This is a genomic window from Pseudoduganella sp. R-32, assembly GCF_049913245.1.
Classification (GTDB): Bacteria; Pseudomonadota; Gammaproteobacteria; order Burkholderiales; family Burkholderiaceae_D; genus Rugamonas.
Genome location: NZ_CP183987.1, coordinates 1,827,121 through 1,847,547, shown reverse-complemented (window position 1 = coordinate 1,847,547; position 20,427 = coordinate 1,827,121). Strand labels below are relative to the sequence as shown.

The following is a 20,427-nucleotide window of genomic DNA, read 5'->3' as shown; positions in this document are numbered from 1 at the left end:
TTAATGTTCCTGCTGCTTTGCTTGATGCTGCCTTCAGCGTGGGCCGAATCAAACACTTCGGCGCTGGTCAAGGAGATAAATGCAAGCAAGGACTGGGCAGGCGATCTCGCAAGATGCCCTGCCGACCTGATGCCTGCAACCAGCCAGCCAGACTACAACCACGGCGTCAAGGCGCAATGCGAGACCGCGTCCAGCCAGCCGGCATGCATGGCTGCTTGCAAGGCCGGCAAAGGCGAATATTGTTATTGGTTAGGGGTTGCGCTGCAAGCATCGGAGCAGGATGATCGCGCGTCGGACATTCTGTTCCAGCGATCCTGCAAATTAGGCGTGGCATCCGGTTGCACCAACCGTGCAGCCACCTTGATGCCGGAACGTCCAGCGAAGGTGGACGCGCAAAGCTGCCCTGCGCGCACGTTCGAGCGAACTTGTGCGGCAAACGACCCATGGGGCTGTTCGATGTGCGGGTTTATCCTGGGCGGGGACAAGAGCAATCCGCGCAACAGGCAGAAAGCCCTCGAAGCGCTCAAGAAATCGTGTAAGTTTGGCGAGGAAGATCCAGCCTGCCGAGCCGCCCTAGCGATGAGAAAGGACCTGGAACGATGAAGAAGCAAGCGCCTGCTGCACATCGAGCAGCGCATGGCAGGCAGCGGCAAGCATGAGCCAGGCAGGCAGGAACTGGAGCGTGCTGCGGTGGCGATGAGCGAGACGGTGGGCCAACCCACCAGGGCCGCTTAGGCCGGAGCGAATACCGCGCGCATCTTCTCGGCCACCTTGCCTTCGATGGCGCTCTTGAAGGCACCCATCAGGAAGCCGAGCTTGATATTCATATGGGCTGCGCTGTCGGCCAGGGTCAGCGTGCCCTCCACGCCGCTGCGGCCGAACTTCAGGGTATCGCCGTGCCATTGGCAGGCCAGGTCGAATTCCTTGGCGATACGTTGTGCGACTTGTTCTGCTGCTGCGCGCGCTTGCGCAGGTTCCAGGCTGTGGGCCTGGGTGATGTTGATATCGGCCATACTCTGCTAATCAAAAAGCACAAAAAGCGCTATTTTAACGCACGCACCTTTGTGCTGGATCAAAGGGCGATGCCACAGACAGGGTAACCATGGTCATTCAACCGCCCTTGGGAGAGTGATCATGGATGAGAATATGTGCATGACTTTGCCTGTCAGCTTTGTGCCGACACCATCCGCCCTGTACCGCGCACACCGTAAGTCGGCGCAACTGCTACAGCAGCCCAGCCTGCCACGCCTGAAAGATACCGCGTTGCCAACGCGTCCCGCCGCCGCACCGCCCGCTGGCGCCCGCGTGCTGATCTGGAAGCAGGACCCTTCCGTCAGCGAACTCGGCACCCGCAAGATTTTCCTGCCCGGCGTGATCCTGGAAGGTCCGCGCGACGCCCGCATCACGTACGGCCAGCCCGGCATTGCCCCGGTCAGCCCGAATGCTTTCGGCGACTTCATCATGGCGCCGGACACCGACCAGTTCGATGCCGTGCATGCCTTTGCCGTGGTGCGCTCGACCCTGACCATGTACCAGCGCGTGCTATCGCGTGCCGACACAAGCGCGCCCCTGCCCTGGGCTTGGAACAGCGGCAGCAACACCGATCCGCTGCAGGTGTTCCCGCATGGGCTGCCGAATGTAATGAACGCCTATTACAGCCGCAGCGACCGCGCGCTGAAATTCGGCGACTTCGTGCCGACCGGCGCCGCCGGGCGCGTGTTCACCTGCCGCTCCTTCGATATCGTCTCGCACGAGACCGGCCACGCCGTGCTGGACGGGCTGAAACCACAATGGATACTGAACAGCGCGCCGCCGCAAACCGGCGGCCTGCATGAATCCTTCGGCGACCTGACGGCGATCTTCCTGGCGCTGTCCCAGCTCGACCAGGTGGAAGCGGTGATCGCGCAAACCAAGGCTGACCTGCACGACAAGACCTTCCTGGCCGATATGGCGGAACAGTTCGGCCTCGCACTCGGCCGTCCGAACGGCCTGCGCAATGCCGACAACGACCTCAAGCTGTCCGAAACCGGCAATGAAGTGCACGCGATCTCCCAGGTGTTCACCGGCGCCATCTATGACATCCTGGCCGACATCTTCTCGTTCGAACGCGCCCCGGGCCTGCGCGACGATGCAGCCTGCCTGCACGGCGTGGCAGGCTACCTGTGCAGCCTGGTGCTGCGCGCCCTGGTCGCAGCACCCGACGCCAACGCCAAGTATGCCGACGTGGTCAACCAGATGCTGCGCATTGCGCAGGAAGACGGCAAGCCTGTCGACTACGCCAACTTCATCCGCAACCGCTTCGCCCTGCGCGAGGTGGTGGTCTCGCCCGTGCCGCTTACCGAGGACCAGCCGCAAAACCTGGAACTGCCGGCCATGGTGGAAGACGCCCCCGACGCGCGCCAGGACCGCCGCGCCTGCTGCGGTACCATGAACCATGCCGAATACTTCGACCTGGAAGGCGTGCTCGATGCCGAGCGCCAGGCTTTAGCGGCCTGGTGCAAAAATTACAGTACCCGCCATGGAGAATTGACCGTCGAAAAATGAAGATCACCGCGACCGGTGGAGGCGGCTTCGCCGGCCTCAGCCAGCACTTCGAAGTTGACACGGATGCAAGTCCAGTCGGTTCGGCGCTGGAGGCGGCCCTCGCCTCCAGTGGTTTTTTCGCGTCCGCAGAAAATTTTTCGCCCCCGCTTGGCGCCGATCTGGGGCACTGGACTATCACAGCCGACGATGGCCGTCGACGACATAGCTTAAGCTTTGTCGAGACTGGCGCGCCGCCCTGGCAAAATCTGCTCGATTTGATCCGTTCCGCTGCCTGAAAGCAAGACTGTTAGAGTCACGCCACGAATTTGCTTATTTAGATTGTATCTAAGCCCGAATTGTGAGAAATAGCGGATTGCCTTAAAATACAGTGCTTTGCTGAGCTTTTTCCAGCGCTCCAACATAGATAGGACTGTTATGACCCACGTTGTCACCGAATCCTGCATCGCCTGCCGCTATACCGATTGCGTCGATGTTTGCCCGGTAGATTGCTTCCGCGAAGGCCCGAACTTCCTGGCCATTGACCCAGACGAGTGCATCGACTGCGCCGTGTGCGTGGCCGAATGCCCGGTCAACGCCATCTTCGCTGAGGAAGACGTGCCGTCCGACCAGCAGCAATACATCAAGATCAATGCTGACTTGTCGCGCAACTGGCCTTCGATCACCAAGACCAAGCCTGCCCTGCCGGAAGCCGAGCAGTTCAAGGACGTCAAGGAAAAGGCCCACTTGCTGAAGCGCTAAACGCTTCCAGCAGCCTGTTATTCACCGTGCAACACCGCGCCTGACGCGGTGTTCGCTTATTCAGATGGAATGAGAATCATTATGAATGTCGTCAGCACCCCACCAGGCGGTCTCCACGAGACCGATGCAGTCATCATCGGCGCCGGCCCGGTCGGCCTGTTCCAGGTCTTCGAACTCGGCCTGCTGGAGATCAAAGCCCACGTGATCGACTCGCTGAGCGCCGTTGGCGGCCAGTGCGTGGAACTGTATCCGGACAAGCCGATCTACGACATTCCAGCCATTCCATCCTGCACCGGCCAGGAACTGACCGACGGCCTGCTGAAACAGATCGAGCCGTTCGGCGCGACCTACCACCTGGGCCAGGAAGTGACTGTCGTGCAAAAGCGCGAAGACGGCCGCTTCGACGTCGAGACCTCGCTGGGCACCAAGTTCATCACCAAGACCATCTTCATCGCTGCCGGCGTGGGTTCGTTCCAGCCGCGCACCATGAAGGTGGACGGCATCGACGCCTTCGAAGGCTCGCAGCTGTTCTACCGCGTGAAAAACCCGGCCATGTTCGAAGGCAAGAACCTGGTCATCTGCGGCGGCGGCGACTCCGCGCTGGACTGGGCGTTGAACTTCGTCGGCAAGGCCGAGTCCGTAGTGCTGCTGCACCGCCGTGAAGACTTCCGCGCTGCCCCGGCTTCCGTGGCGAAGATGAAGCAGCTGTGCGAAGAGTACGAGATGCAGCTGATCATCGGCCAGGTGTCGGGCATCGAAACCAAGGATGACAAGCTGTCTGAACTGCGCGTAACCGGCGCCGACGGCGTGACCCGCCGCGTGCCGCTGGACATGCTGCTGGTGTTCTACGGCCTGTCGCCAAAGCTGGGCCCGATCGCCGAGTGGGGCCTGGACATCGAGCGCAAGCAGCTGAAAGTGGTGTCGACCGAGAAGTTCGAAACCAATGTGCCGGGCATCTTCGCCGTGGGCGACATCAACACCTACCCAGGCAAGAAAAAGCTGATCCTGTCGGGCTTCCACGAAGCCGCGCTGGCCGCTTTCGGCGCTGCACCATATATCTTCCCGGACAAGAAGATCCACATGCAGTACACCACCACGTCGCCAAAACTGCACAAGGTGCTGGGCGTGGAAACTCCGGTGTTCGACTGATCCGACCGGTTCTTCGGACGCATCCTACAAAAAAGCAGCGGAAACGCTGCTTTTTTTATTTCCCGCCTCGTATTATGTTGGAATCATGTTGTGTTAGCCGTTGTTTACGTACTTTCTGAGGGGTACTGCGGAATGCTGTAGGTCATGTATAAATGGCCTATAATTGGACCATCTTTGCGCATTGCCACAATTTTCGGCGGGACATACTATGCTTTACCAATTGCACGAAATGCAACGCTCGCTCCTGCATCCACTGATGCAGTGGGCTGAAGCCTCGTCCAAGCTGTTCACCAATCCTGTCTCGCCGTTTGCGCACACACCGTTCTCACAGCGTATCGCAGCGGGCTACGAATTGATGTACCGCCTGGGCAAGGAATACGAGAAGCCGGAGTTCGGCATCAAGCAGGCTGTGGTCAATGGCAAGCAAGTCCACATCGATGAACGCGTCGTGGAAAACAAGCCCTTCTGCAAATTGCTCCACTTCCGCAAGGACTTGAGCGAGAAGGAGTTCAAGGCCCTCAAGCAGCCGACCGTGCTGCTGGTGGCCCCGCTGTCCGGCCACCACGCGACGCTGCTGCGCGATACCGTGCAGGCGCTGCTGTCTGAACACGACGTGTACATCACCGACTGGATCGACGCGCGCCTGGTGCCGCTGTCGGAAGGCCCGTTCCACCTGAACGACTATGTGAAATATGTGCAGGAATTCATCCGCCTGCTCGGCCCTGACCTGCATGTCATTTCCGTCTGCCAGCCTACCGTACCCGTCATGGCGGCCATCTCCCTGATGGCGACGGCCAAGGATCCAAAGCTGCCGAAGACCATGACCATGATGGGCGGCCCGATCGATCCGCGCAAGTCGCCGACCCAGGTTAACAACCTGGCAGTGGAAAAGAAGTTCTCGTGGTTCGAAAACACCGTGATCTATGCGGTGCCGCCGAACTATCCGGGCTTTGGCCGCAAGGTCTATCCTGGCTTCCTGCAGCACGCGGGCTTTATCGCCATGAATCCGGGCCGCCATGCGCAATCGCATCGAGAGTTCTACATGCACCTGGTGCGCGGCGACGATGAACCGGCGGAAAGCCACCGCAAGTTCTACGACGAATACAATGCAGTGCTGGACATGCCGGCCGAGTACTACCTCGACACGATCAAGACCGTATTCCAGGAATTCCGCCTGCCGCAAGGCACCTGGGAAGTCGATGGCGTGTTCGTGCGCCCACAGGACATCAAGAACGTGGCGCTGATGACGGTCGAAGGCGAACTGGATGATATTTCCGGCGCCGGCCAGACGCAGGCGGCGCACGACCTGTGCTCCGGCATTCCAGCCAATATGCAGGAAGACTTCGTAGTGCCGGGCGCCGGCCACTACGGCATCTTCTCCGGCCGCCGCTGGCGCGAGATGGTCTGCCCGCGGATCGCGGCGTTCATCAAGAAACACGGCTAAGGGCCTGCCCTTCAGCCGGCCGGGCCTGCGTGCCCGGCTTTTATTACCGTATACATTATACTTTTTTATATAATATGAAGATTGATCCCGTTGCTTTGCAGGCCGCTGCCGGTCGCGCGTCCGGATTGTTGAAGTCCCTGTCCAACCAGGACCGCCTGCTGCTGCTTTGCCAGCTGGTGCAAGGCGAGCATTCAGTCGGGGAGCTGGAAGCGGCAACCGGGATCTCGCAGCCGACCTTGTCGCAGCAATTGACCGTATTGCGCAACGGCGAGCTGGTTGCCACGCGGCGCGAAGGCAAGCAGATTTTCTACAGCATCGCCAGCGCGGAAGCGATGGCCGTGCTGCAGGTGCTGTACAAACTTTACTGTCCCAAGGAGTGATGCAAATGAGTGCTTACTACGCGCCGCTGGCAGGCGGCATCTTGATCGGGCTGGCGACAGCGATGCTGTTGCTGGTCAACGGCCGGATTGCCGGCATCAGCGGAATCGTGGGAGGCTTGCTGTCGCGCGCCTTCCCTGGCCAGGCCACGGAAGGCGATGCGGCCTGGCGTTTCGCTTTCCTCGGCGGCCTGGTGGCCGCACCGCTAGTGTATGGCGCCTTCGCCGCATTGCCATCCGTGCAGGTCGATGCGGGCACGCTCACGTTGGCCGCCGCCGGCTTGCTGGTCGGTGTGGGAACGCGTTATGGCTCCGGCTGCACCAGCGGCCACGGCGTGTGCGGACTATCGCGGCTATCGCCCCGTTCGCTGGTTGCCACGCTGTGCTTCATGGCAGCCGGCTTTGCGACAGTTGCCGTCGTAAGGAGCTTCGCATGAACGCGCTGGCTTCCATGCTGGCCGGCCTTCTGTTCGGGATTGGCCTGATCGTTTCAGGCATGACCAACCCGGCCAAAATCATCGGCTTCCTCGACCTGTTCGGGAAATGGGACCCATCGCTGGCCTTCGTGATGGGCGGCGCCCTGCTGGTTGGCACCATCGCGTTTCGCTTCGCCAGCAAGCGCCAGCGCGCACTGCTTGGCAACCCGATGAACATTCCCACCAAACGCGACATCGACCGCCGCCTGGTGCTGGGCAATCTTGGCTTCGGCATCGGCTGGGGACTGGCCGGCTACTGTCCTGGTCCGGCAGTCGCATCGCTGGCGACAGGCGGCAGCAAGCCATGGACTTTTTTCATTGCGATGCTTGGCGGGATGGCGCTATTCGAAATTGTCGAAAGGCGAGCAGGAAGGCCAAGCTAACAAGCTTTGAGGCAGGTCAATTGGCTGTCGGGCGGTCGGTGTCGAGGCGGCGCAGGTAGTCGCGTTCGAATTTGCGGCCACGATGCCGATTCTCTCCTCGCGCAGCTCACGGAGCGTGGAGACGTTGACCGGTAAGAAGCGGCATGTTCCACACAAGTTTATACGAAGCAACTTCCGCAAAGCCCGCGCAGATATTGGATAATAGCGCTTTAACGTTCCGCTTTTCGCCGTGACTGATCCGAAAACCCTGGCCGACCGCATCGAGGACGTGCTGCCGCAAACCCAGTGCACGAAGTGCAGCTACAAGGGCTGCCGACCGTATGCAGAAGCGATTGCGTCCGGTGAAGCGAACATCAACCAATGCCCGCCTGGCGGCGCCGAAGGCATCCGCCGCTTATCCAGCGTAACCGGGCGCCCCGTCATTCCGCTGAATCCCGTCAATGGTTTCGAGCGCCCGCGCGCGGTGGCCTTCATCGACGAATCGCTATGCATTGGCTGCACGCTGTGCATCCAGGCCTGCCCGGTCGACGCCATCATGGGCGCGGCCAAGCAGATGCATACCATCATCCCGGAACAGTGCACCGGCTGCGACCTGTGCGTGCCGGCCTGCCCGGTCGACTGCATCGTGATGTACCCGGTGACCGAAACCACCGGCTGGGATGCCTGGACCCAACCGCAGGCCGACGAGGCGCGCGATCGCCACGACTTCCGCCTGGCGCGCCTGATCCGCGAGCGCGAAGAAAACGATGCGCGCCTTGCCGCCAAGGCCCACGCGAAAGCCGCTGCCGTGGAACGCCTGACGCCGGAAAATGAAGCCGAGCTGGCGGAAAAGGAACGCAAGCGCCAGATCATCGCCGCCGCCATGGAGCGCGCCCGCCAGCGCGCCGAAGCCGACAAGAATCAATGAACAACGCCAAACGCCAACAGATCTTTGAACGCCTGCGCGAGGCGAATCCCAATCCCGAAACCGAACTGGAATACACGACGCCGTTCGAGCTGCTGATCGCCGTGCTGCTATCAGCGCAGGCGACCGATGTAGGCGTGAACAAGGCCACGCGCAAGCTCTATCCGGTGGCGAACACACCGCAGGCGATCCTGGACCTGGGCCTCGACGAACTCACCGAATACATCCGCACCATTGGCCTGTACAAGACCAAGGCGAAGAACGTGATTGCGACCTGCCAGATCCTGGTGGACCAATACGGCGGCGAAGTACCGCAGACACGCGAAGAACTGGAGCAATTACCGGGCGTAGGCCGCAAGACCGCCAACGTGGTGCTGAATACCGCCTTCCGGCAGGTAGCAATGGCGGTCGACACGCATATCTTCCGCGTCTCCAACCGCACCGGCATCGCGCCGGGCAAGAACGTCGACATCGTCGAGCAGAAGCTGATGAAGTTCGTGCCGAAAGAATTCCTGATGGATGCGCACCACTGGCTGATCCTGCACGGCCGCTACACCTGTGTCGCGCGCAAGCCCAAGTGCTGGAACTGCATCATCGCCGACCTATGCGAATTCAAGGGCAAGACGCCCGCCCCCGCCAACGCCTGAAAACCGGAACTTCGGTGTCCGACCCGCAGGGTCAGACACCTGGCCAGCGGCCGCCGCGGGTTAGTGTCAGACCCCGCGGGTCTGACACTGGTTTACCGGTTTAGAGTAAAACCATATTGTCGCGGTGGATCAGCTCATGTCCTTCGACATAGCCGAGGATGGCTTCGATCTCGGCGGAGGGCTTGCGCTTGATGCGGCGGGTTTCAGCACTGGTGTAATTGCTGATGCCGCGCGCGATGGCGTGACCGTCCTCGCCGATGCAGGTGACGACCGCGCCTCGGCCGAATTCACCGTGTACTTCTGTCACGCCAATCGGCAGCAGGGATTTACCCTCTTTCACCAGCTTTTGTACGGCACCGGCATCCAGCACAACCTGGCCTGCGGTGTGCAGGTGGTCTGCCATCCACTGCTTGCGCGCCGTCAGGTGGCCGGTCTGCGCGGACAATTCGGTGCCGATATTCTCGCCTGCAGCCAGGCGGGTCAGCACATCTGCTTCGCGGCCAAAGGCGATCACGGTATGGGCGCCGGACTTGGCCGCACGCTTGGCGGCCAGGATTTTGGTCAGCATGCCGCCGCGTCCCAGCGCGGAGCCGGCGCCGCCCGCCATCGCTTCCAGCGCAGGGTCGCCGGCGCGGCCATGTGTGATGAGGTAGGCCGCCGGGTCCTTACGCGGGTCGGCGCTGAACAGGCCGCGCTGGTCGGTCAGGATGATCAGCGCGTCGGCTTCGATCAGGTTTGCCACCAGCGCGCCGAGCGTGTCGTTGTCGCCGAACTTGATTTCATCGGTGACGACGGTGTCGTTCTCGTTGATGATCGGGACCACGCCCAGGCGCAGCAAGGTGGTCAGCGTGGAGCGCGCGTTCAGGTAGCGTTCGCGGTCGGCCAGGTCGGCGTGGGTCAGCAGCACCTGGGCAGTGCCGATGCTGTGCTCGCGGAAGCTGGTTTCATAAATCTGCGCGAGGCCCATCTGGCCCACGGCGGCGCATGCCTGCAGTTCGTGTATGTCCGTCGGTCGCTTTTCGAAGCCCAGGCGCAGCATGCCTTCTGCTACGGCGCCGGAGCTGACCAGCACGACTTCCTTGCCCAGCGCACGCAGGGCGGAAATCTGTGAGGCCCAGCGGGCGATAGCGGCATGATCGAGCCCGCGGCCGTCATTGGTGACGAGCGAGGAGCCCACTTTGATGATGATGCGGGTGGAGTTCTGGATAAGCGAATTCATAGGACGGCAAAAGTCTGATCAAACAAAAGGTACGCGAAACTTCTGGTGATGCGCCGGGCGGGGTGATGCCGGCTTGCCGCAGACAATGCTCGCCCCCGCGGTTGGCAGGGGCGGCAAAGATAAGAGGTTGTCTCGATTTTAATCGAGAACTTTGAAACGTGGGTCGTCCGGGTCGATGGAGGAGATACCGCGGGCTTCTTCGGTCATCTGCACTTCTTCCGAGCGCTGCTCGGAATAGCGCTGCTGCTCCAGGTGCAGGTAGATGGCGTTGACCAGTTCCTGCGTGCCTTCGTGCGACAGTGCGGAGATCTCAAATACCGGACCCTTGAAGCCGAACTTCTTGACGAAGTCCTTGACGCGCTTGGCGCGTTCTTCTTCCGGAATCACGTCCAGCTTGTTCAGCACCAGCCAGCGCGGCTTGTCGCCCAGCGCAGGATCGTACTTTTGCAGTTCCTTGACCAGGGCCTTGGCTTCCTTGACCGGATCGACAGTCGCCTCGAACGGCGCCAGGTCGACGATGTGCAGCAGCAGGCCGGTGCGCGACAGGTGGCGCAGGAACTGGTGGCCCAGGCCCGCACCTTCGGCGGCACCTTCGATCAGGCCAGGAATGTCCGCGATCACGAACGATTTTTCGTGCGACACACGCACCACGCCCAGGTTCGGGTGCAGGGTGGTGAACGGGTAGTCCGCAATCTTCGGACGGGCATTCGATACCGCGGTGATGAAGGTCGACTTGCCGGCATTCGGCATGCCCAGCAGGCCAACGTCGGCCAGCACTTTCAGCTCCAGGCGCAGCTCGCGGCGTTCGCCTTCCTTGCCGTCGGTTTTCTGGCGCGGTGCGCGGTTGGTCGAGGTCTTGAAGTGGATATTGCCCCAGCCGCCCTCGCCGCCCTTGGCCAGCAGTTCCATCTGGCCATGTTCGGTCATGTCGGCGATGATTTCGCCGGTGACTTCGTCGATGATCAGGGTGCCGACCGGCATGCGCAGGAAGATGTCGTCTGCGCCCTTGCCGTAGCAGTCGGAGCCACGGCCGGATTCGCCGTTGCCGGCGCGGTGCATCTTGGAATAGCGATAGTCCACCAGCGTATTGACGTTACGGTCGGCTACCGCCCAGATGCTGCCGCCTTTGCCGCCGTCGCCGCCATCAGGGCCGCCGAATGGACGGAATTTTTCACGGCAAAAAGAGGCGCAGCCATTGCCGCCGCTGCCGGCGATAACTTCGATGCGTGCTTCGTCAATAAACTTCATAAGACCACCTTGAAAACTAAAAAGGCCCTACCACTGGCAGAGCCTTTTGGAGAGAAGGCTTTCGCCTTACTGTACCTGTATTTGCTGGTTTAAGCAGCAGCTACGACGGTAACGTACTTCTTGCTGTCCGGACCCTTGGTCACGAACTTCACAACGCCGTCCACCAGTGCGAACAGGGTGTGGTCCTTGCCGGTACCGACGTTTTCGCCAGCGGACACTGGGGTGCCGCGTTGACGGATGATGATGCCACCAGCATTGATGGACTGGCCGCCGTACACTTTAACGCCCAGGCGTTTTGATTCAGAGTCGCGACCGTTGCGGGTAGTACCGCCGCCTTTTTTGTGTGCCATTTAGTTACTCCTTGATAGCTCGGTAAATTCGGGCAAGCAGCAATTAGCCGTTGATCGAAACGATTTGGATTTCGGTGAAGTTCTGGCGGTGGCCTTGACGCTTCTGGTAGTGCTTACGACGACGCATCTTGAAGATGCGTACCTTGTCGTGACGACCTTGGGCAACTACTTTCACCAGAACCGATGCACCTGCAACCAGAGGAGCACCAAACTTGATGCTGTCGCCCGCGCCAACGGCGAGAACCTGGTCGATAGTGATTTCGGAACCAATGTCAGCCGGCAACTGTTCTACTTTAATTTTTTCGCCAGCAGCAACTTTGTATTGTTTGCCGCCGGTTTTTATGACCGCGTACATGATTGGAAACCTCTTGAATTGTTAATAAGTCCCGCTTGCTCGACGCCCAAAAACAACAGACGAAAGCCGGGGAACCGCTGATTATACATAGTTTCGGGAAACTGGTCAAAAGGTATTGTCGACGGGCGGCCGTCGTGGTATGTCGGCAACGAGTAACGTATAATCGCGGCACTCTTACCAACCTTACCAGTAGGTTTGCCTTGTCGAACAACGCCCAGAACAACATCATGAGCACCATTGCCGCCGATATGGACGCGGTCAATTCGGTGATCCGCCAGCGCCTTCACTCGGAAGTGGCGCTGGTCAACCAGATTGCTGAATATATCATCAGCGCGGGCGGCAAGCGTATCCGACCAGTCCTGGTCCTACTGGTAGCGAATGCATACAACTACAAGGGCGCCGGCCACCATGAACTGGCCGCCGTGGTGGAGTTCATCCACACCGCGACCCTGCTGCATGACGACGTGGTTGACGAATCGTCAATGCGCCGCGGCCGCCAGACGGCCAACGCCTTGTTTGGCAATGCCGCGTCGGTGCTGGTGGGCGACTTCCTCTACTCCCGCGCCTTCCAGATGATGGTGTCGCTGGATTCCATGCGCGTGATGCAGATCCTGTCCGATGCGACCAATGTGATCGCAGAGGGTGAAGTGCTGCAGCTGCTGAACATGCACGACCCGGACGTGACCGAAGAAAGCTACCTGCAGGTGATCCGCTCCAAGACTGCCAAGCTGTTCGAAGCGGCTGCGGAACTGGGCGCGCTGGTTGCCGGTGCTTCCGACACCGACATCGCCGCCGCAGGCGAATATGGCCGCTCGCTGGGCACTGCCTTCCAGCTGATCGACGACGTGCTGGATTACGCCGGCGACGCAAGCGAGATCGGCAAGAACGTGGGCGACGACCTGCGCGAAGGCAAGCCTACCCTGCCGCTGATCTGGCTGATGGAAAACGGCAGCGAAGAACAGCGCGCCCTGGTCCGTTCCTGCATCGAGAACGGCGACGAACAGCACTTCGATACCATCCTGGCCGCGATCACTAATAGCGGCGCACTGGACTACACCCGTCGCGCCGCCGAAGTGGCAGCGCAGCGCGCCATCGACGCGATTGCAGGCATGCCGGACGGCACCTACAAACAAGCCTTGCTGCAACTGGCCCGCTTCTCGGTGGACCGCAGCCACTAAAGAACAAGGCGCCAATCGGCGCCTTTTTTCTTACTGCGCCTTGACCGCGGCTATGCGCCGCTTGGCGAAGTATGCCTTCCACGCATGCGGTGCGACCGCTGGGTAGCGCAGCTTGCCCAGCGCCAGCCATGCATCGCGGTAGGCCAGCCAGCTGCGCTGCTTCTCGGCCGGGATCTTCATCTGGCTCATTTCACGCTCGGCTGCCGCGGCATCTTCTGCCATGAAGGATGGCAGCTTGCCGGCCTCGAAATCCAGCAAGGAGTTGAGGATTTCCTCAATTTGCGCAGGGTCTGTCCCGTGACGCCGCACCTGCTGCAAAGCGGATTTCTCGGCATCGTTCCAGCGTGCCGAAATGGTGTCGATGCGTGCGTTGCGGTCCTGGTCGGCCAGGTCCAGCCGGATCGCGGCACAGCGCGACAGCAGATGGCTGTTTGCCGCGTCATCGCACATGTCGATCTTCGGCGATGGGCCTTCCTTGCCGGTCTGCATGCGCGCCAAACGCGCCAGGCGCGCTTCGATCTCGGTGGCATCGGCGCGGCAGGCCGCCATCTTCGCCACCGCATAATTGCGCGGCACGCCCAGGCCGTTCGCGTACAGCATCATCAGGACATCCTGGCTATCCGCCGCAAAGGCGCAGTGCCGCGCCTTCACATAATCGAAATGCACGCCGATGCCGTAATACAGCTTGTCAGCATTGCAGTCCTTCAATGCCGCGGCCTGCTCCGCCGTCGGACGATGCGGAAATGGGTAGGTGGCCAGCTTGTGGATCTCGCATTCCGAAGTGTCGGCATGCGCGCTGGCGGCCAGCGCCAGCAAAGCGGTAACGAAGGCTTTGCGCACTTAAAGGATCTCTTTGACCGTTTCCGGCGGACGGCACAGGCGCACGCCCTTGTCGGTCACCACGAAGGGACGGTTGATCAGTTCCGGGTGCGCCATCATGGCGTCAACCAGCTCATCCTCCGGCAGCGATTCGTCTGCCAGGCCAAGCTGGTCGTACAGCTCACCCTTGTTGCGCATGGCGCCGCGCGCCGTCAGGCCGGCTCGCGCAATCAGGTCTATCAGGACTTCGCGCGATGGCGGCGCCTTCAGGTATTCAACGATTTCCGGCTCAATGCCCGCTTCGCGGATCAGCGCCAGCGCGCCGCGCGAATTGCTGCACGAATTGTTGTGATAAATGGTGATTCCCATGATGCAAATGAAGTTAATTCAAAGCCGCACTATATCACCGGCAAGGGAGTTGATAAATCCACAAAATTATGTGTAGAATTAGCTCACACCAGTCGGGGTGTAGCTTAGCCCGGTAGAGCGCTACGTTCGGGACGTAGAGGCCGGAGGTTCGAATCCTCTCACCCCGACCAAAGGAGCCTGTCAGAATTTTAGTGTGAATCCGGGGTCATGAAATAATACCGAAAGGGATTGTCCATGACCGACGTAATGACCACTAAGAAGCCAAAGACAAAGAAGCAGTATCCACTCCCCGTTGAACTGATCGACCAGTTGCTGGCCCAGGTCGAGAACAAGGACGCCGAGTCCATTCTGGGTGAATCGGGCCTTGCCGGCCAGCTGAAGAAAATGCTGGCCGAGCGCATGCTGACGGCTGAATTGACCCACCATCTCGCCACCGAAGGCGACGCCAAGAACCACCGAAATGGAAAGAGCCGCAAGACCGTGCTGGCACCAGGCGGCGAGCTGGAACTAGAGATCCCGCGTGACCGTCTTTCCAGTTTCGAGCCCAAGTTGGTCGCCAAGCACCAACGCCGTATGCCGGGTTTTGACGACCATGTAATCGGCATGTATGCCCGTGGCATGACGGTTCGCGAAATCCAGGCGCACCTGCTGGAGCTGTATGGTACCGAGGTGTCGCCTGACCTGATCTCCACTATCACCGACGAGGTCATGGACGAAGTGGCGCAGTGGCAGCAACGCCCACTGGAAGCGATGTACCCAATCGTCTACTTTGACGCACTGCGCCTGAAGATCCGCGATGAGGGCACCGTCAAGAACAAGGCCGTGTACCTGGCGCTGGGCATTCGGGCCGATGGCCGCAAGGAAGTGCTGGGCCTTTGGATCGAACAAACAGAAGGCGCCAAGTTCTGGCTGAAAGTCTTTAACGAGCTGCGTAATCGTGGTCTGGAAGACATTCTGATTGCCGTCGTTGACGGCCTGCGCGGCTTCCCCGAAGCGATTGAGGCAGTGTTCCCGCAGGCGCATATCCAGACCTGCATCGTGCACCTGATTCGCAACTCGATGACGCTGGCGTCGTGGAAGGACCGTAAAGAGCTTGCAGCGGCGCTTAAGCCAATCTACCAGGCTGCCAACGCTGACGCGGCTGCGGCGGCGCTAGACGCCTTTGCAGCAGGCCCTTGGGGCCAGCGTTTCCCGACAGTGGTGGCCATGTGGCGCCGCCAGTGGGAGCAGGTGATCCCGTTCTTTGCCTACCCGCCCGAAGTACGCTCAATCATTTACACAACGAACGCCATTGAGAGCCTGCACATGCGCTTGCGGAAGATCGTCAAGAATCGCGGGCACTTCCCGAACGACGAGGCAGCGACGAAATTGCTGTACCTGGCCTTGCGCAATATCGAAAAAGATTGGAAGATGCCGCAGCGGACCTGGAAGATGGCCGCCAATCAATTTGCCATCCTGTTTGGGGAACGCTTTACCAACGCGATCAATTAATTAACCGCGACCCCGGCACACAAAATTCCTGACAGGTCCGACCAAAGATACTTTTAAACCCAAACGGTTTCCCATCTCACACTGATCAGTTATTGATAACGATATGGAGTAAATCTGTTGTCCCAGTGTCCCTTATGCCAGCCGAGGTTTACTGACCTCGCGTAGCACCTAACAAACCAGGTCTGGCTGATGCAAACCGCCAGGCAAGCGCTCTTGATGGTCATGCGCCCAGCTTCGACATAGTGTCGTGCCATCTCTACTTTCTGCGGCTATCATTTGGTGGGGGGGATTGCCCCGTCGCCTTCCATGTTCAAGTCAAGTTTCTGCTGTTTAGACTCCGGATTTTCTTGCAATTCTTCTGTGCATTGAGCGCTCAGCCCAAGTGATGCAGCAAAGTTTCGCAGCCCTTCATCTTCGGAGTAAATACAGGTAGCCCTGTGAACCTTGGCAATCGCGACTATCTGATGGTCGAACTTCACTTTCTGCCAGGGTGCGGCATCTTGGACACCCTTCTTCTTACCGGAACGAACCGCGTCTCTGACGCTTATCGCGCACTCGATTGCAGCCTTTTCATCAAAGGGAGCAATGATGAAGGCCGAACGGCCTTTGAAGGAAGCCAAAACGTCTGGGTCAGCCTTGACGTAGAACTCAGAAAGGGCCGGCGTTGGAATCAATATCTTAGTCTTCGATCTTTGCAATCGAACTACTAGATAGTCCAGCTTATCGCGCTGAATATCCGATGTGCGCGGATCAAGCAGTTTTATGAGAATGCCCGCGTCAAAAATTACCATTAATCCGATCCTCGTATCAGCAGGTGCTCCTTGATTGGATCATCAACTTCGTTCCATCCATTGCCCTTAGCTAACCGAGCTGCATTAAGAATGTCCGTTATCGACACATCGTCTAAAGGTTCCCAGCCACTGATTCGAAACTTCTCAAGCGACCAAACCCCATCTTCGCCGCGCAGCCAATCGCCTTGCCCCGAAACGCGAATCGGGGTCGAAAGGTAATTTCGAATCAACTCTCGCGCCATATCGCTGTTTGCTTCGCATTTGTGAATCGTGCCGTCGCCATCCTTCAACCAAACGGGGATAGTGTTGTCTTTGCCACCAATTCGAATGACGACGCCGTCAAGTACGCCTGCTTCTTTGACACGGAACGTCTTTTGGATCGGGGTGTCTCTACCAGGGAAGGCTAAGACGACTCCTCCGGTCGTCTGCCTAACCTCTCCGATTGCCTTGTCAGCCTTCAGCATATTATTGAGGTTTTGATAGGCCTTCTTCAGGTCATCGGGTGCCGAAGCGTCGTGAACCATACGCAGCCTAGATTCAACACAATCGACAGCGGCGGTGTCGATCAGCACGCTGAGAATTGCGCTTCCTGGTCGAACTGTTCGAAAATGCACAGCAGGCTCGCTCCCGTACAAGGCGGCCAGCTGCTGCATGTATTCAGCTAGCCGAGACATTGGTATGGTGTCAGGGCTGAACGCATCAATGCTGAAATCAAGTTCTTTTGGTGTTTCCATCGCGTCACAATACTACAGCTAGGTCATTCATTGAGTTAGGCATTACGACATTTGCTGATCAATAAGAGCAATTGTTGTCAATTTGCAATTACACCCGAGCGCATGCTGTATATATAGACAGTATGAATGACAACGCACTAAAGTCAACGGCTCCACCTCAAACGAACGAAGCTCAATGGTCTTTCAATTGTGTTGACTTCAGTCTTATCGCGATATCCGTTGCAAATCTCGATGCACTGTCACTGCTCTTAAATTGCCGCTATTTTTTGGCGCCGTCATTGCTGTCCTTGTCAGGACGGCGCAGCAGCAGAGAGGGATTAGCCTTGACCTTCTCAGTCAAGGCGCCAACGTCCGTCACGACCTTCTTGGCCTGGTTTTCGATCGCCATGAATTTTTCAACGGCCTTGGGCAGTTCATCGAGCATGGCTTTGAGCCCTGATTTCTGGAACGGGATCTCGGGAATCTTGTCCGGAGCCGTCACAGCAAGCAGGGGCTTGGCGGTTTTTCCTCCGCCACTCAGCTCGACATAAACGACGCCGGTAATGCCCTTGAGCGCAAGGCTGGCCCGGGTGTCTGTCTTGACCGGTGTATTTTTGCGCAAGCGCACGTCTACCTGCACCAGGCTCGGGTCGTCCGGATCATTGATGATCGACTTGACCGTGCCGGCATCGACGCCGCGGAACTTCACCGGGTCGCCGACGGTCAGGCCGCCGACCGATTCGGGGAAGTGGATGCGGTACAGCACATCATCGCGCTGTCCCGGGCTGCCTAGCCAGACGGCAAACAAGGCGGCGGCAACGGCAAAGGCGATGATGAACAGCCCTTCCATGAAATAGCGCCTGTCAGTTTCCATGACTCACCTCCCTGGCGGACATTGCGCCCTCGGCGCGCGGCCCGTGGAAGAAGTCGTGTATCCACGGATGTTTGGATTTCCGCAACTGGCTGGCGGTATCGATCGTCAGCTTCCGGTCAACCAGCAAGGCGATGCGGTCGCAGATGGTCACCAGGGTCGTGAGATCATGAGTGACGATGACGGCCGTGATCCCCAGACTACGATTGAGCTGCTGGATCAGGGCGTCAATGCCTGCAGCGGCAATCGGATCAAGATCGGAGCTCGGTTCATCGAGGAAAAGAATCTGAGGATCGAGCGCCAGGGCACGGGCAAACGCGGCGCGCTTGACCATGCCGCCCGACAGTGCGGACGGAAACTTGAGGCCGCTGTCCGCCTCCAGGCCGGTCAGCGCCAGTTTCATCGCGGCGATCTGCTCACGGTCGTCGGCCTGCAAGCTCGTATGTTCGCGCATTGGCAGCATGATGTTGTCGGCCACAGACAGGGAGGAAAACAGCGCGCCTTGCTGGAACAGGACACCAAACGCAAAGGCGCGCTCATGGGCTGAAATGGTGCTGATCGCCACGCCGTCGAGCAAGACTTCGCCGCCGTCCGGCTGGTGCAGGCCAATCAGGGTCTTCAGCAGCACCGACTTGCCGGAACCGGAGCCGCCGGCGATGCCAATGATTTCTCCACGCTTGACGTCAAGGTCAAGCTTGTCATGTATGAGCTGTTTGCCGAAGCGGTTGACGATGCCCCGGGCAGACAGGATGGGCGTGGCGGCGGGTTTCATACTCCAAGCTTTTCAAACAGGATCGAGAAGAGCGCATCAAGCACCAGCACCAGGAAAATCGACTTCACGACGGAACGGGTGGTTTCGCGGCCAACGCTTTCGGCAGTACCCTTGACCCGCAACCCGTGCATGCACGCGATGACTGCAATGCAGAAGGCGAATACCGGCGCCTTGAACAAGCCGACATTCAGGTCGCTGAGGCTGACGACCTGCGGCAAGCGCGCCAGGTATTGCGCCGGCGCCACCTGCAGCAGCACTTGTGCAATGGCCGCTCCGCCGATCAAGCCCATGATGTCGGCAAAAAAGGCCAGCACAGGCAAGGTCAGGACCAGTGCGATCACGCGGGGCACGACCAGCATCTGCATCGGTTCCAGCCCCATCACGGTGAGCGCGTCGACTTCGTCGCGCGTCTTCATGACGCCAATTTCAGCCGTGTAGGCGGAGCCGGAGCGGCCCGCCACCATGATGGAGGTGATTAACACGCCCATTTCACGCAACACCGAGACGGCGACCAGGTTGATGGTGAGGTCTTCTCCGCCATATTGGCGCAATTGCGCGACACCCTGGTAGCCGATGACGATTGCAATCATGACCGCCATCAAGCCGATGATGGGCAAGGCCTGGATCCCGGTCTCCCGGACATGGCGCGAGATCGACGCCGGACGCAGGCAAGTGGGGTGTAACAGGGCATGGAAGGTCCAGCTTGCGACACAGCCGACAAAAGTAATGAGGGAGCGCGCCTCGTGCCAGGTGTCATGGGCACTTTTTCCCAACGCTATCACCCGCTGGCGCCAGCGCGGAACTGCTGCTACAGCCGGCAGCGGCTTGAGATCGAGCGAGTCGATCAAGTCGAACAGGGTCTGGTGTTCCGGGCGCACGCCGGTGAGCGCCACGCCCAGTTTGCGGAGGGCTGAAAGAAACAAGGCACCCGGCGTATCGAGCTGCGTGATCCCGGCCACATCAAGGGTGCACGACGGCCCGGGCTTCGACCAGCTCTTCAACGAGTTCCTGGCTGTGGTGAGGGTGCCAATGACGAGCGAGCCCGACAGTGCGTGGCGCTCTCCTTCTCCGCTGACTTCGATAGCCGGTGGTGAACGGGGTGAGGCGGCTTGCGCCGGATTGGCGGGAACCCTGGGCATGGTGTCTGCCTATTTGGTGGCATAAACTGGTCGCCGAACATGCGCGAATAGCTTGGCGTTTCTTTGTTTCAGTTTAGGCTCGACGCTTTGGGCGGTTCTGTGCGGAACAACACATTGGGGGTTCCCCTGCGCCAACCGAGTCATTATCTTTGCGAATGACGATTATCGAAACTTTGAATTTGAGTTATATGCTGCACTGCCACATAATGTTTCCAAGGAATTACATTTTATGGAGAACAGTATGGAACTCAGTAAGCATATGGAATTCATCTTCTTGGGCGCTTTGATCCTGATCGGCGTGTCTGCCGCAGCCACCGCCGCCGTGCCGAAATTGCTGGCACCGGCCGCTCAAGTCGCCAGCGTTAAAGCAAGCACCACTCCAATCGTCGTGGTGAAGGCGAAGCGCCTGACCGCCGAAGAAAAAACAGCGCTGGGCGAATAACCGCAGGC

The 20,427-nt window shown here is 59.4% G+C and carries 26 protein-coding genes and 1 tRNA gene; 15 read left to right on the top strand and 12 right to left on the bottom strand.

Annotated elements, in window-relative coordinates; genetic code table 11:
- Positions 1-3 precede the first annotated feature (3 nt).
- Complete coding sequence (locus tag ACN9MU_RS08680; protein WP_426344428.1) at positions 4-603, top strand: hypothetical protein; 600 nt, start codon at positions 4-6, stop codon at positions 601-603.
- Positions 604-731: 128 nt separating this feature from the next.
- Here the strand turns inward: ACN9MU_RS08680 and ACN9MU_RS08675 are convergent, their stop codons facing one another.
- Complete coding sequence (locus ACN9MU_RS08675; RefSeq protein ID WP_426169690.1) at positions 732-1,013, bottom strand: polyhydroxyalkanoic acid system family protein; 282 nt, start codon at positions 1,011-1,013, stop codon at positions 732-734.
- Between the two features lie 121 nt (positions 1,014-1,134).
- Between ACN9MU_RS08675 and ACN9MU_RS08670 the strand changes: the two genes are divergently transcribed.
- From ACN9MU_RS08670 to nth, 10 genes are all read left to right on the top strand, one after another.
- Positions 1,135-2,544, top strand: a complete 1,410-nt coding sequence (locus ACN9MU_RS08670; protein ID WP_426321714.1) for a hypothetical protein — start codon at positions 1,135-1,137, stop codon at positions 2,542-2,544.
- Positions 2,541-2,819: a protealysin inhibitor emfourin gene (locus ACN9MU_RS08665; protein WP_426169685.1), complete on the top strand. Its 279-nt coding sequence runs from the start codon at positions 2,541-2,543 to the stop codon at positions 2,817-2,819. The genes ACN9MU_RS08670 and ACN9MU_RS08665 overlap by 4 nt, the downstream gene beginning before the upstream one ends.
- Positions 2,820-2,958: 139 nt before the next feature.
- Positions 2,959-3,282, top strand: a complete 324-nt coding sequence (gene fdxA / locus ACN9MU_RS08660) for a ferredoxin FdxA (protein ID WP_028100735.1) — start codon at positions 2,959-2,961, stop codon at positions 3,280-3,282.
- Positions 3,283-3,363: 81 nt separating this feature from the next.
- Positions 3,364-4,431 carry an NAD(P)/FAD-dependent oxidoreductase gene (locus tag ACN9MU_RS08655; RefSeq protein WP_426169682.1) on the top strand — a complete coding sequence of 356 codons (1,068 nt, stop codon included), beginning with the start codon at positions 3,364-3,366 and terminating at the stop codon, positions 4,429-4,431.
- A 208-nt stretch (positions 4,432-4,639) separates the two neighbouring features.
- The gene (locus ACN9MU_RS08650; RefSeq protein WP_426169680.1) at positions 4,640-5,875 is read left to right on the top strand and encodes a polyhydroxyalkanoate depolymerase; all 1,236 of its coding nucleotides are present in this window, start codon (positions 4,640-4,642) and stop codon (positions 5,873-5,875) included.
- Positions 5,876-5,949: 74 nt separating this feature from the next.
- Entirely contained in the window at positions 5,950-6,255 is a 306-nt protein-coding gene (locus tag ACN9MU_RS08645) for a metalloregulator ArsR/SmtB family transcription factor (protein ID WP_426169677.1), read from the top strand.
- A gap of 5 nt (positions 6,256-6,260) precedes the next feature.
- On the top strand, positions 6,261-6,689 hold the full coding sequence (locus ACN9MU_RS08640) for a YeeE/YedE family protein (RefSeq protein ID WP_426169675.1): 429 nt from the start codon (positions 6,261-6,263) through the stop codon (positions 6,687-6,689).
- A complete protein-coding gene (locus ACN9MU_RS08635; RefSeq protein WP_426344427.1) occupies positions 6,686-7,111 on the top strand; it encodes a YeeE/YedE family protein in 426 nt (141 codons plus the stop codon). Before ACN9MU_RS08640 ends, ACN9MU_RS08635 begins: the two co-directional genes overlap by 4 nt.
- A gap of 229 nt (positions 7,112-7,340) precedes the next feature.
- A complete protein-coding gene (rsxB, locus tag ACN9MU_RS08630; protein ID WP_426344426.1) occupies positions 7,341-8,018 on the top strand; it encodes an electron transport complex subunit RsxB in 678 nt (225 codons plus the stop codon).
- The gene (nth, locus tag ACN9MU_RS08625) at positions 8,015-8,662 is read left to right on the top strand and encodes an endonuclease III (protein ID WP_426169667.1); all 648 of its coding nucleotides are present in this window, start codon (positions 8,015-8,017) and stop codon (positions 8,660-8,662) included. The genes rsxB and nth overlap by 4 nt, the downstream gene beginning before the upstream one ends.
- Before the next feature lie 100 nt (positions 8,663-8,762).
- Here the strand turns inward: nth and proB are convergent, their stop codons facing one another.
- From proB to rplU, 4 genes are all read right to left on the bottom strand, one after another.
- On the bottom strand, positions 8,763-9,881 hold the full coding sequence (gene proB, locus ACN9MU_RS08620) for a glutamate 5-kinase (protein ID WP_426321705.1): 1,119 nt from the start codon (positions 9,879-9,881) through the stop codon (positions 8,763-8,765).
- A gap of 138 nt (positions 9,882-10,019) precedes the next feature.
- Entirely contained in the window at positions 10,020-11,129 is a 1,110-nt protein-coding gene (obgE, locus tag ACN9MU_RS08615; RefSeq protein WP_426169663.1) for a GTPase ObgE, read from the bottom strand.
- 89 nt (positions 11,130-11,218) lie between these two features.
- Positions 11,219-11,479 carry a 50S ribosomal protein L27 gene (gene rpmA, locus ACN9MU_RS08610; RefSeq protein WP_155456463.1) on the bottom strand — a complete coding sequence of 87 codons (261 nt, stop codon included), beginning with the start codon at positions 11,477-11,479 and terminating at the stop codon, positions 11,219-11,221.
- Positions 11,480-11,522: 43 nt separating this feature from the next.
- Positions 11,523-11,834 (bottom strand): 50S ribosomal protein L21, encoded by a 312-nt coding sequence (gene rplU, locus ACN9MU_RS08605; protein ID WP_055933037.1) that lies wholly within the window; start codon positions 11,832-11,834, stop codon positions 11,523-11,525.
- A 227-nt stretch (positions 11,835-12,061) separates the two neighbouring features.
- Here rplU and ispB point away from each other — a divergent pair, with 227 nt between their 5' ends.
- Entirely contained in the window at positions 12,062-13,012 is a 951-nt protein-coding gene (gene ispB, locus ACN9MU_RS08600) for an octaprenyl diphosphate synthase (protein ID WP_426344877.1), read from the top strand.
- Positions 13,013-13,042: 30 nt separating this feature from the next.
- Here the strand turns inward: ispB and ACN9MU_RS08595 are convergent, their stop codons facing one another.
- Positions 13,043-13,852, bottom strand: a complete 810-nt coding sequence (locus ACN9MU_RS08595; protein WP_426169659.1) for a hypothetical protein — start codon at positions 13,850-13,852, stop codon at positions 13,043-13,045.
- On the bottom strand, positions 13,853-14,200 hold the full coding sequence (gene arsC, locus ACN9MU_RS08590; RefSeq protein ID WP_426169656.1) for an arsenate reductase (glutaredoxin): 348 nt from the start codon (positions 14,198-14,200) through the stop codon (positions 13,853-13,855).
- A gap of 93 nt (positions 14,201-14,293) precedes the next feature.
- On the opposite strand from arsC, the gene ACN9MU_RS08585 reads away from it, so the two are divergent.
- Positions 14,294-14,370, top strand: a tRNA-Pro gene (locus tag ACN9MU_RS08585).
- 64 nt (positions 14,371-14,434) lie between these two features.
- Positions 14,435-15,691, top strand: coding sequence for an IS256 family transposase (locus ACN9MU_RS08580; RefSeq protein WP_426323405.1), 1,257 nt, complete (start codon positions 14,435-14,437; stop codon positions 15,689-15,691).
- Between the two features lie 272 nt (positions 15,692-15,963).
- On the opposite strand, the gene ACN9MU_RS08575 is transcribed toward ACN9MU_RS08580, so the two are convergent.
- The 5 genes from ACN9MU_RS08575 to ACN9MU_RS08555 form a co-directional block, all read right to left on the bottom strand.
- Positions 15,964-16,482 (bottom strand): hypothetical protein, encoded by a 519-nt coding sequence (locus ACN9MU_RS08575; protein WP_426344425.1) that lies wholly within the window; start codon positions 16,480-16,482, stop codon positions 15,964-15,966.
- Positions 16,482-17,216 carry an MFS transporter gene (locus tag ACN9MU_RS08570; RefSeq protein ID WP_426344424.1) on the bottom strand — a complete coding sequence of 245 codons (735 nt, stop codon included), beginning with the start codon at positions 17,214-17,216 and terminating at the stop codon, positions 16,482-16,484. Before ACN9MU_RS08570 ends, ACN9MU_RS08575 begins: the two co-directional genes overlap by 1 nt.
- 259 nt (positions 17,217-17,475) lie before the next feature.
- A complete protein-coding gene (locus tag ACN9MU_RS08565; protein WP_426169648.1) occupies positions 17,476-18,069 on the bottom strand; it encodes an MlaD family protein in 594 nt (197 codons plus the stop codon).
- The gene (locus tag ACN9MU_RS08560) at positions 18,059-18,838 is read right to left on the bottom strand and encodes an ABC transporter ATP-binding protein (RefSeq protein ID WP_426169645.1); all 780 of its coding nucleotides are present in this window, start codon (positions 18,836-18,838) and stop codon (positions 18,059-18,061) included. The genes ACN9MU_RS08565 and ACN9MU_RS08560 overlap by 11 nt, the downstream gene beginning before the upstream one ends.
- Positions 18,835-19,977 (bottom strand): MlaE family lipid ABC transporter permease subunit, encoded by a 1,143-nt coding sequence (locus tag ACN9MU_RS08555; protein ID WP_426169643.1) that lies wholly within the window; start codon positions 19,975-19,977, stop codon positions 18,835-18,837. The genes ACN9MU_RS08560 and ACN9MU_RS08555 overlap by 4 nt, the downstream gene beginning before the upstream one ends.
- Positions 19,978-20,206: 229 nt before the next feature.
- Between ACN9MU_RS08555 and ACN9MU_RS08550 the strand changes: the two genes are divergently transcribed.
- Positions 20,207-20,419 (top strand): hypothetical protein, encoded by a 213-nt coding sequence (locus ACN9MU_RS08550; RefSeq protein ID WP_426321695.1) that lies wholly within the window; start codon positions 20,207-20,209, stop codon positions 20,417-20,419.
- The last annotated feature ends 8 nt before the right edge of the window (positions 20,420-20,427 follow it).